This is a genomic window from Micromonospora sp. NPDC049201, from assembly GCF_055586805.1.
Window position 1 is genome coordinate 150,085 of record NZ_JBVJHM010000005.1, and the last position, 11,370, is coordinate 161,454.

Annotated in this window: 1 protein-coding gene; it reads left to right on the forward strand. The window is 76.5% G+C overall.

Annotated features, from left to right (window positions below):
* Positions 1-49 precede the first annotated feature (49 nt).
* A complete protein-coding gene (locus ACZ6O5_RS12870) occupies positions 50-11,362 on the forward strand; it encodes a type I polyketide synthase (protein ID WP_465977228.1) in 11,313 nt (3,770 codons plus the stop codon).
* The last annotated feature ends 8 nt before the right edge of the window (positions 11,363-11,370 follow it).

Below are 11,370 nucleotides of genomic sequence, written 5' to 3' on the forward strand. Positions count from 1 at the left end.
GGCACGCGTGGCACACCAGGGAGCGGAATCGACCATGGCGGACACGGCAGTGGGCACCACCGGACCGGCCGGGGACGAGGCACGGCTCCGGGAGTATCTGACCCGGGTCGTCACCGAGCTGCACCAGACCCGCCAGCGGCTGCGCGAGGTCACCGCCGAGGAGTCCGAGCCGGTGGCGGTGGTGGCGATGAGCTGCCGCTACCCCGGCGGGATCAGCTCGCCGGAGGAGCTGTGGCGGTTCGTCGCGGACGGCGGCGACGCCATCGGCGACTTCCCCGCCGACCGGGGCTGGAACCTCGACCTGCTGCACCACCCCGACCCGGAGAACGCCGGCACCTCCTACACCGCGGCCGGCGGGTTCCTGGCCGACGCCGGGCAGTTCGACGCCGCGCTGTTCGGCGTCTCGCCCCGCGAGGCGGTCGCCATGGACCCGCAGCAGCGGCTGCTGCTGGAGGTCACCTGGGAGCTGTTCGAACGCGCCGGCCTGGCCCCGCTGTCGCTGCGCGGCAGCCGCACCGGCGTCTTCGTCGGCACGTCCGGCCAGGACTACGCCGCCGTGCTGCACCGCGCGCCGAACGCCGAGGGGTACGTGCTCACCGGCACCGCCGCCAGCGTGGTCTCCGGCCGGCTCGCCTACACGTTCGGGCTGGAGGGCCCGGCGATCACCGTGGACACCGCCTGCTCGTCCTCGTCGGTGGCGGTCCACCTCGCCTGTCAGGCGTTGCGGGAACGCGAGTGCGGGCTCGCGGTGGCCGGCGGCGCCACCGTGATGGCCACGCCCGGCCCGTTCGTGGAGTTCTCCCGGCAGCGCGGGCTGGCCGCCGACGGGCGGTGCAAGTCGTTCGCCGCCGCCGCCGACGGCACCGGCTGGGCCGAGGGCGTCGGCGTGCTGCTGCTGGAACGGCTCAGCGACGCCCGCCGCAACGGCCACCCGGTGCTGGCCGTCATCCGCAGCTCGGCGGTCAACCAGGACGGCGCGAGCAACGGCCTCACCGCCCCCAACGGCCCGTCCCAGCAGCGCGTCATCCGGGCCGCGCTGGCCGGCGCGAAGCTCACCCCCGACCTGGTCGACGTGGTGGAGGCACACGGCACCGGCACCACGCTGGGTGACCCGATCGAGGCGCAGGCGCTGCTGGCCACGTACGGGCAGGACCGGCCCGCCGACCGGCCGCTGCTGCTCGGCTCGATCAAGTCGAACCTCGGGCACGCGCAGGCCGCCGCCGGCATCGCCGGGATCATCAAGATGATCCACGCCATGCGGCACGGGATCGTCCCGGCCACGCTGCACGTCGACGAACCCACCCCGCACGTCGACTGGACCGCCGGCGCGGTCCGGCTGGTCACCGAGCCGACGCCGTGGCCGGCCGTGGACCGGCCCCGCCGGGCCGCCGTCTCCTCGTTCGGCATGAGCGGCACCAACACCCACATCGTGCTGGAACAACCCGCCGAGGAACCGGCGGCCCCGGCCACGCCGGCCGACCGGACCGGACCGGTGCTGCTCACCGGCCGCACCCGTACCGCGCTGCGCCAGCAGGCCGAACGCTGGTCCCGACGGCTCGCCACCGAGCCGGGCCTCGCGCCCGCCGACGTGGCCTGGACGTCGGTGGTGTCCCGGTCGCCGCTGGAGCACCGCGCCGTGGTGCTCGCCGCCGACCGGGACGAGCTGACCGCCGCGCTGGACGCGCTTGCCGACGACCGGTCCGCCCCGGCGCTGGTCACCGGCGCCGCCGGCCAGCCCGGCGAGGTCGCGTTCGTCTTCCCCGGCCAGGGCTCGCAGTGGGTCGGCATGGCCGCCGCGCTGCTCGACACCGCCCCGGTCTTCGCGGCGAAGCTCACCGCCTGCGCCGAGGCGCTGCGCCCGTACGTCGACTGGTCGCTGCTCGACGTGCTGCGCGGCGCGCCGGACGCGCCGTCGCTGGACCGGGTGGACGTGGTGCAGCCGGCGCTGTTCGCGGTCGGCGTGTCCCTGGCCGCGCTGTGGCAGTCCTACGGCGTGCAGCCGTCCGCGGTGATCGGCCACTCGCAGGGCGAGATCGCCGCCGCCCACGTCGCCGGCGGCCTCACCCTGGACGACGCCGCCGCCGTGGTGGCGCTGCGCAGCCGGGTCATCGCGGAGCTGGCCGGCGACGGCGGCATGGTGTCCGTGGCGACCACCGCCGACGAGGCGACCGAGACGATCACCCGCTGGGCCGGGCGGATCTCCCTGGCGGCGGTCAACGGCCCGACCGCGGTGGTGGTCTCCGGCGACGTCGCCGCGCTGGACGAGCTGGTCGCCCACTACGAGGCCCGGGACGTCCGGGTACGCCGGGTGCCGGTGGACTACGCCTCGCACTCCGCGCACGTCGAGCCGCTGCGTGACCAGCTCCTGGCCCGGCTCGCCGACGTCACGCCCCGCAGCGGCACGGTCCGGTTCCGCTCCACCGTGACCGGCGACTGGCTGGACACCGCCGGCCTCGACGCCGACTACTGGTACCGCAACCTGCGCCAGACGGTCCACTTCGACGACGCGGTCCGCCGCCTCGTCGACGCCGGCTACCGCACGTTCGTCGAGGTCAGCGCGCACCCGGTGCTCACCATGGCGGTGCAGGACAGCGCCGAGGCCGCCGGTGGCCCGGACGCCGCCACGGTCACCGGCACGCTGCGCCGGGACGAGGGTGGCCTGGACCGGTTCCACCGGTCCGTCGCGGCGCTGCACGTCGCCGGCACGGCGGTGGACTGGCAGCCCGCGTTCGCCGGCCGGCCCGGTCGCCTGGTCGACCTGCCCACCTACCCGTTCCAGCGGCAGCACTACTGGGTGCCCGCCGACGAGCCGGCCGTCCCGGCCGCCGGCGCCGCCCTGCTCGACCACCGGTTCTGGGACGCCGTCGACCGCGCCGACCTGGACGCGCTGCGCGACACCCTGGCCGTCGACGACGCCGAGGCGGCCGAGTCGCTGCGGACGCTGCTGCCGGTGCTCGCCGGCTGGCGACGTCGGCAGCAGCAGCACGACCAGCTCGACGGCTGGCGCTACCGGATCGAGTGGCAGGCCGCGCCCGAACCGGCCACCGCCGCGCTCGGTGGCACCTGGTTGCTGGCGGTGCCGACCGGCCTCGACGACGACCCGGCGGTGGCCACCGTCCGCGCCGCGCTCACCGCCGCCGGCGCCGACGTGCGCCCGCTGACCGTGGCACGCGACGCCGACCGGCCCGCGCTCGCCGCCGCGCTCACCGACGCCACGTGGGTCGACGCCACGGATGCCGACGCCACGGATGCCGACGCCACGGATGCCGACCTCACCGACGCCGGCACCGGCCGCGACGGCCGCGTCGACGTCGGCGGGGTGGTCTCGCTGCTGTCCTGGGCGCCCGCCACCGATCCGGACCCGCTCCTGCCCGGCCTGGCCGCCACGCTCGCGCTCACCCAGGCGCTCGGCGACACCGGCCTGGCCGCGCCGCTGTGGCTGGTGACCCGCAACGCGGTGGCCGCCACCGCGTACGACCGGGGCACCGACCCGGCCCAGGGCGCGGTCTGGGGGCTGGGCCGGGTGGCCGGCGTGGAGGCCCCGCACCGCTGGGGCGGCCTCGTCGACCTGCCCGCCGAGCCCGACGCGCGCGCCGCCGGCCGGCTCGCCGCGCTGCTCGCCGCGCCGGCCGGCGAGGACCAACTCGCGGTGCGCGGCCCCGGCGTCCTGCGCCGCCGCCTGGTCCGCGCGCCGATCGGCGACCGCCCCTCGGTACGCCACTTCACGCCCACCGGCACCGTGCTGGTCACCGGCGGCACCGGCGGGCTCGGCGCGCGCGCCGCGCGCTGGCTCGCCGACGCCGGCGCCGCACACGTGGTGCTGGTCAGCCGGCGCGGCCCGGACGCGCCCGGTGCGGCCGAGCTGGCCGCCGAGCTGCGCGAGCGGGGTGCCCGCGTCACGGTCGCCGCCTGCGACCTCGCCAACCGGGCCGCCGTCGCCGCGCTGCTCGACCGGCTCCGCGCCGAGGGTCCGCCGATTCGCGCCGTCCTGCACACCGCCGGCCTGCCGCAGACCACCCCGCTGGACGCCGTCACCGCCGCCGAGCTGGCCGAGGTGACCGCCGGCAAGGTGGCCGGCGCGGCCCACCTGCACGACCTGCTCGCCGACGACGAGCTGGACGCGTTCGTCGTCTACTCGTCCATCGCCGCCACCTGGGGCAGCGCCGGGCAGGCCGGGTACGCGGCCGGCAACGCCTACCTGGACACGCTGGCGCAGCGGCGACGCGCCGACGGGCTGGCCGGCACCGCCATCGCCTGGGGTTCGTGGGGTGAGGGCGGCATGCACGTGGCCGACTCCGACCGGGCGCTGCGCCGCCGGGGCGTACCGCCGATGGACGCCGACGTCGCGATGAGCGCGCTGCGGCAGGCCCTCGACCACGACGACGTGACGCTCACGGTCGCCGACGTGGACTGGTCCCGGTTCGCGCCCGCGTACGCGTCCGCCCGGCGTCGGCCGCTGCTGGAGGGCGTACCGGAGGCGAAGGCCGCGCTCGACGGCGGCGCGCCGGCCGACGGCGACGCCGACGACGGACCGGCGGCGACGCTGCGGGCCCGGCTCGCCGGCCTGGACCCGGCCCGCCGCGAGGAGACGCTCGCCGACCTGGTCCGGGAACTCGCCGCCGACGTGCTCGGCCACGCCGACTCCGCCGCGATCCCGGCCACCACCGCGTTCCGGGACCTCGGCTTCGACTCGCTGACCGCGGTGGAGCTGCGCAACCGGCTGGTCACCGCCACCGGCCAGCCGCTGCCCACCACGCTGGTCTTCGACCACCCCACGCCGGTGGCGCTGGCCCGGCTGCTGCGGGACACGCTGCTCGGCGCCGACCCGGCGCCCGCCGGGACCCCGGTCACCACCGTCGGGTCCGGCGAGGAGCCGGTGGCCGTGGTGGCGATGGCCTGCCGCTTCCCCGGCGGCGTCAGCGACCCGGACGCGTTGTGGCGGATCGTCGCCGACGGCGTGGACACGGTCGGCGACTTCCCCACCGACCGGGGCTGGGACCCGGACACGCTGGTCGACCCGGCGGCGGCGTCGGCCGGCACCACCTACACCGACCAGGGCGCGTTCGTGCCCGACGCCGGCCACTTCGACCCGGTGTTCTTCGGCATCTCGCCGCGCGAGGCCGCCGCCATGGACCCGCAGCAGCGGCTGCTGCTGGAGGCGTCCTGGGAGGCGATCGAGCGGGCCGGCGTGGTGCCGGAATCGCTGCGCGGCTCCCGGACCGGCGTGTTCGCCGGCACCAACGGGCAGGACTACCGCGCGTTGGTGCTGGTCGCCCCGGACGAGAGCTTCGGCGGCACCGACAACGCGGCAAGCGTGGTGTCCGGCCGGGTGTCGTACGCGCTGGGCCTGGAAGGACCGGCCGTGTCGGTGGACACCGGCTGCTCGTCGTCGCTCGTCGCGTTCCACCTGGCCGTGCAGGCGCTGCGCCGCGGCGAGTGCGACCTCGCGCTCACCGGCGGCGTGACCGTGATGGCGACACCCGGGCTGTTCGTCGAGTTCTCCCGCCAGCGTGGACTGGCGGCCGACGGCCGGGTCAAGGCGTTCGCCGCCGGCGCTGACGGCACCGGCTGGGGCGAGGGCGTCGGCGTGCTGCTGCTGGAACGGCTCTCCGAGGCCCGCCGCAACGGTCACCCGGTGCTCGCCGTGGTGCGCGGCAGCGCGATCAACCAGGACGGCGCGTCGAACGGGCTGACCGCGCCGAACGGCCCGTCGCAGCAGCGGGTGATCCGGGCCGCGTTGGCGGACGCGGGACTGTCCACGTCGGACGTGGACGTGGTGGAGGCGCACGGCACCGGCACCACGTTGGGTGACCCGATCGAGGCGCAGGCGCTGCTGGCCACGTACGGCCAGGACCGCGAGCAGCCGCTGCTGCTCGGCTCGATCAAGTCGAACATCGGGCACACCCAGGCCGCCGCCGGCGTCGCCGGGATCATCAAGATGGTCCTCGCGATGCGGCACGGTGTGGTGCCGCCGACGCTGCACGTGGACGAGCCGTCGCCGCACATCGACTGGTCGGCCGGTGCGGTGGAGCTGGTGACCGAGGCGCGGGAGTGGCCGGCGGTGGACCGGCCGCGTCGGGCGGCGGTGTCGTCGTTCGGCATCTCCGGCACCAACGCCCACGTCGTCATCGAACAGGCCGACGAGCCCGACGCGCGTCCGGCGCCCGCCGCCCCGGGCCTGGTGGACGCCGACGTCCGGCTGTGGCCGGTGTCGGCCCGTACCCGGGCCGGCGTCGCCGCGCAGGCCGCCCGGCTCGCCGCCCACCTGCGCGCCGGCGGGCAGCCCGACCCGGCGGCGGTGGCCTGGTCCCTCGCCACCACCCGCTCGACGTTCGAGCACCGCGCCGCAGTGGTCGGCACCACAGGCGACGAGCTGCTGACGGCGCTGGACGCGCTCGCGTCGGGGGCCCCGACGGGAAACGTGGTGTCGGGTTCGGCCGTCGAGCACGGCCCGGGTCCGGTGTTCGTGTTTCCGGGTCAGGGTGGTCAGTCGGTGCGGATGGCGGCCGGTCTGGTGGGTCGGTGTGCGCCGTTCGACGTGCGTCTTGCCGAGTGTCAGCGGGCGTTCGCGCCGTTCCTGGACGTGGATCTCGTGTCGGTGTTGACCGGTGACGACGATGCCTGGCTCGACCGGGTCGAGATCTTACAGCCGGTGTTGTTCGCGGTCGGTGTGTGTCTGGCCGAGGTGTGGCGGGCTGCCGGGGTTGAGCCGTCGTTGGTGATCGGTCATTCGCAGGGTGAGATGGCCGCGGCGTGTGTGGCCGGGGTGCTGTCACTCGACGACGCGGCGAAGGCCGTCATTTTGCGGGCGCGGTCGCTGGCCACTCTGGCGGGTTCCGGCGGGATGTTGGCGGTGGATCTGCCGGCCGATGAGGTGCAGGCGCGGATCGAGGGTGTGCCCGGCACGGTGGTGGCGGTGCTCAATGGTCCGGGGCATGTGGTGGTGTCTGGTCCGCCGGACATGCTGGCGGAGTTGCGCGAGCGGTGGGCGGGCGAGGGGGTGCGGGCGAAGCCGGTGCCGTTCAACTACGCCTCCCACAACCCGGGCGTGGAGCGGATCCGTGACCGGATGCTCACCGATCTGGCGGGGCTGGTCCCGCAGCCGGGTCACACCCGGATGGTGTCCACGGTGACCGGTGACTGGGCCGACCCCGAGAGCATGGACGGCGGGTACTGGTACATGAACCTGCGGCAGCCGGTGCGGTTCGAGGAGGCGGTGCGGACCGCGCTCGGGGCTGGGCATCGCACGTTCGTGGAGGTGTCGGCGCATCCGGTGCTCACGATGCCGGTGACGGCGATCCTCGACGACGCCGACACGGCGGGGCACACGTTGTCCACGCTGCGCCGGGGTGACGACGATCCGACCCGGCTGCTGACCAGCCTCGCGGTCGCGCACACCCTCGGCCTGCCCGTCGACCTGACCGCCGTGCTCACCCCCGCGGCCACCGTCGACCTGCCCACGTACGCGTTCGACCGGAAGCGGTACTGGCTCACCACCACCGCCCGACCCACCCACGACGTCGCCTCCGCCGGCCTCCAGGACGCCGGGCACCCGCTGCTCAGCGCCGCGCTGCCGGTCGCCGACGACCGGACCGTGGTGCTCACCGGACGGCTGTCCACGCGTACCCACCCGTGGCTCGCCGACCACGTCGTCGGCCGGACCGTCGTCGTCCCCGGCACCGCGCTCGCCGACATGGTGATCCGGGCCGGCGACGAGGTCGACGCCGGTCACGTCGGCGACCTCACGCTGATCAGCCCGCTCGTGCTGCCCGCCACCGGCGCCGTCCAGGTGCAGGTACGCGTCGGCGCGCCCGGCGACGCCGGCGAACGGGCCGTCACGCTGCACTCCCGTCCCGCCGACGACGGCGACGCCGACTGGACCCGGCACGCCGAGGGCCTGCTGCTGCCGCAGCTTTCCGAACCCGAACCCGGGCCGGGGGAGTGGCCGCCGGCCGGCGCCGTCGAGGTCGACGCGGACCTGGACGCCTGGTACGCCCGCACCGCCGGGGCCGGCCTCACCTACGGTCCCGCGTTCCGCTGCCTGCACCGCGTCTGGCGGCACGGCGACGAGGTGTACGCCGAGGTGGCGCTGCCCGAGGCGCAGGCCGCCGACGCGTCCCGGTTCGGCCTGCACCCGGCGCTGTTCGACGCGGCCCTGCACGCCACCGGCCCCACCGCGCTGCTCGGCACGCCCGCCGAGACCGGCAGCGGCTGGCTGCCGTTCACGCTCCGCGCGGTCACGCTGCACGCCCATGGCGCCACCCGGCTGCGGGTGACGATCCGCTCGCTCGGCCCGGACACGGTCGCCGTCACGCTCGCCGACCCGGCCGGCCGACCGGTCGCCACCGTCGAGTCGCTGACGTTCCGCCCGGTCGCCGCCGGCCAGGACGACGCCGCCGCCGCGCTGCGCCGCACCGCCGTGTTCCACCTGGACTGGACGCCGTTGCCGGCCACCGACACCCCGGCCCCGACCCGCTGGACGCTGCTCACCGGCGACCGCACCGACCCGGCCGGCGCCGGCCTCGCCGACCCGGTCGGCGGCGATCAGGTCGGCACGCCCGGCGGCGATCCCGCCGGGCTGGCCGGAGCGCTGACCGGAGCCGGTCACCGGGTGACCGTCCACCCCGACCTGGACGCGCTGCTCGCCGCCGTGGACGGCGACGACGACGTACCGGAGATCGTGGTCGACCTGCGCGGCGGCCCCGGCCCGGACCCGGAGCGGGTGGACGCGGACGCCCACTCCGCCGCCCGCGACACGCTCGCGCTGGTGCACCGGTGGCTGACCGAACCCCGCCTGGAGGCCGCCCGCCTGGTGCTCGCCACCCGGGGCGCGGTCGCCGCCGCGCCCGGCGAGGCCCCCCGCGACCCGGCCCGCGCCGCGGTGTGGGGGCTGGTCCGCTCCGCCCAGTCCGAACACCCCGGCCGGTTCACGCTGCTCGACCTGGACGACGCCGCCGCCACGCTCGACGCGGTGCCCGCCGCGCTCGCGTCCGGCGAACCGCAGCTCGCGCTCCGCGACGGCGCTGCCCTCACCCCCCGACTGGCCCGGGCCCGGGACACCGGCGTGCTGACGCCACCCGGCGACCGGCAGCCGTGGCGGCTCGACGTCACCGAGAAGGGCACGCTGGAGAACCTGGCGTTGCTGCCGGTGCCGGTCGAGGCCGGCGCGGTGCCGGCCGGGCACGTCGCGGTCGAGATGCGCGCGTCCGGCCTCAACTTCCGGGACGTGGTGCTGGCGCTCGGCATGGTCCCCGGCCAGGAGGTGCTCGGCAGCGAGGGCGCCGGCGTGGTCCGCGAGGTCGGCCCCGGCGTCACCGACCTGAAACCCGGCGACCGGGTGATGGGCATCTTCGCCGGCTCGTTCGCCACCGTCGCGGTCACCGACCACCGCATGGTCACCCGCATCCCGGACGGCTGGTCGTACGCGGAGGCGGCCGGCGTGCCGGTGGTCTTCCTGACCGCGTGGTACGGGCTGGTCGAGCTGGGCCGGCTCACCGCCGGCGAGTCGGTGCTGGTGCACGCCGCCACCGGCGGCGTCGGCATGGCCGCCGTGCAGATCGCCCGGCACCTCGGCGCCGAGGTCTACGGCACGGCCAGCCCCGGCAAGTGGCCGGTGCTGCGCGCCACCGGCCTCGACGACGCGCACATCGCCTCCTCCCGCTCCCTGGACTTCGTCGACCAGTTCCGGGCCCGCCGCGCCGGGCGGGGCGTCGATGTGGTGCTCAACTCGCTCGCCGGCGCGTACGTGGACGCGTCGCTGCGGATGCTCGACAGCGGCGGCCGGTTCGTCGAGATGGGCAAGACCGACCCGCGTGATCCGGCCCGGGTCGCCGCCGACCACCCCGGCGTCAGCTACCAGGGCTTCGACCTGATGGCGGCCGGCCCGGCCGTCGTCGGGCGGATGCTGGCGGAGCTGATGGCGTTGTTCGCCGCCGGCACGCTGCGCCCGCTGCCGCGCCGCACCTGGGACGTTCGGCGCGCGCCCGAGGCGTTCCGCTTCCTCAGCCAGGCCCGGCACGTCGGCAAGCTCACGCTGACCATCCCGCCGACGCCCCGGCTCGACGGCACCGTCCTGGTCTCCGGCGCCACCGGCACGCTCGGCGCGCTGCTCTGCCGACACCTGGTCGCCGCGCACGGCGCCCGGCACCTGCTGCTGGTCAGCCGGCGCGGCCCGGACGCCGAGGGCGCCGACGAGCTGCTCGCCGACCTCAAGGCGGGCGGTGCGGAGGTGCAGCTCGTCGCCGCCGACCTGGCCGACCCGGAGGCGGTCGCCGACGTGCTGTCCCTGGTGGACAAGCGGCACCCGCTGCGCGCCGTGGTGCACACCGCCGGCGTCGTCGACGACGCCACCGTCGAGAAGCTCACCCCGGAGCGGCTCGCCGCGGTGCTGCGCCCCAAGGTCGACGCGGCCTGGAACCTGCACCGCGCCACCCGCGACCAGGAGCTGACCGCGTTCGTGCTCTACTCCGCCGCCGCCGGCCTGATGGGCGGTCCGGGCCAGGGCAACTACGCGGCCGGCAACGCGTTCCTCGACGCCCTCGCCGAGCACCGGCGCGCGTCCGGCCTGCCGGCGGTCTCCCTGGTCTGGGGCCTGTGGGCCACCGCCAGCGGGATCACCGGCCACCTGGGCGCGGTCGACCGGCGGCGGCTGGAACGCAGCGGCCTGGTGGCGCTCACCGACCACGAGGCGCTGGCGTTGTTCGACGCCACCTGGCGTTCCGAACGACCCACGCTGATGCCCGCGAAGATCAGCACGCAGGGCACCGGCGGCCCGGTCCATCCGCTGCTCACCGCGCTGGTCCGCGCCGGCACGCGCCGCGGCACGGTCACCGAGGCAGCCGGCGGCCCGGCGTACGCGGAGACGCTGCGCGGCCTGTCCGGCGAGAAACGCGAGCGGGCGCTGCGTGATCTGGTGCTGGCGCACGTCGCCGTGGTGCTCGGCGTCGGCGACCCGGCCGGGGTGGAACCGGACCGCGCGTTCCGGGAACTCGGCTTCGACTCGCTCACCGCGGTCGAGCTGCGCAACCGGCTCGGCGCGGCCACCGGGCTGCGACTGCCGGCCACGCTGGTCTTCGACAACCCGACGCCGGCCGCGCTCGCCGCCCACCTGGCCACCCGCATCGCCGTGCCCGACGGCACGACCGACGCCGCCAGCGGCGTCGGCCGGGACCTCGACCGGCTGGAGGCGGCGCTGGCCGGGCTCGACCCGGACGACGAGGCGTTCCGCGGCATCACCGAGCGGCTGCACAGCCTGCTGGACCGGCTGACCGCGCGGGAGACGACCGCCGACGACGGCGACCTGGAGTCGGCCACCACCGAGAACATCTTCGACCTGATCGACCGCGAGCTGGAGACGTCTTGACCGCCGGC